The sequence below is a fragment of the Cupriavidus sp. SK-3 genome (assembly GCF_000611145.1).
Taxonomy (GTDB): Bacteria; Pseudomonadota; Gammaproteobacteria; order Burkholderiales; family Burkholderiaceae; genus Cupriavidus.
The window spans coordinates 1-616 of the sequence record NZ_JFJV02000072.1; the positions used below are offsets into that span (position 1 = coordinate 1).

Here is a 616-nt window from a genome sequence, read left to right on the forward strand (position 1 = left end):
GTACGGAACCTCGTGACGCTGTGCAAGTACCACAAGCTGGACCTGCGCCAGCACTGGACGCTGCAGAAATCCAAGGACTTCCTGGAACTGCTGACCAAGTCCGAGATGAAGGTTCTTGCCGATGAGCTTGGCATTCGTAAAGCACTCGGTGACAACTTCGCCAAGGTCTTCAATAAGTCCAAGCCGGAACTGATCGAGGCACTCCTCAACGTCGAAGGTTTCGACTACGCGGGCAAGCTGCCTAAAGTCCTCTGCTTCTGACCGCCACGCCGCGGCCAGCTTTCCATTCCCTTATCCCGTTTATCAAGGATCTATCCATGTTTCAGGAACTCGTTCCACTCGTCGCCGCGTGCGACAAGGTTGTGCTCACGCTGTCCATGAAGGGCGACGTGATGGCAGTGGTTGTCGCGCCGGTAGTTTCCAAGGCCGCAGATGCGGCGTTGGCAACGCCTCTCGCGCTCACCGCCTCGCCGGCGGAGCTCGATGAGGGCTTCGCCCAGGCCATCGCTTCGGTGTCGGTGACGCACCGCTCGCTCGCCGAGCAGGTGGAGGCTACCGCTTCCATCCTGAAGGCTGCGGCCAGCGCCCAAACTGCCAAGGCACAGAAAGCGCTGAC

Annotated in this window: 1 protein-coding gene and 1 pseudogene; both read left to right on the top strand. The window is 59.9% G+C overall.

All coding sequences use genetic code 11. From position 1 onward, the window contains the following. Positions 1–261, top strand: a pseudogene (locus tag CF70_RS07635) (chromosome partitioning protein ParB); the annotation flags it as partial. A gap of 56 nt (positions 262–317) precedes the next feature. Further along, positions 318–616: PRTRC system protein E (locus tag CF70_RS07640; RefSeq protein ID WP_035862686.1), on the top strand; the 299-nt coding region annotated here is incomplete at its 3' end.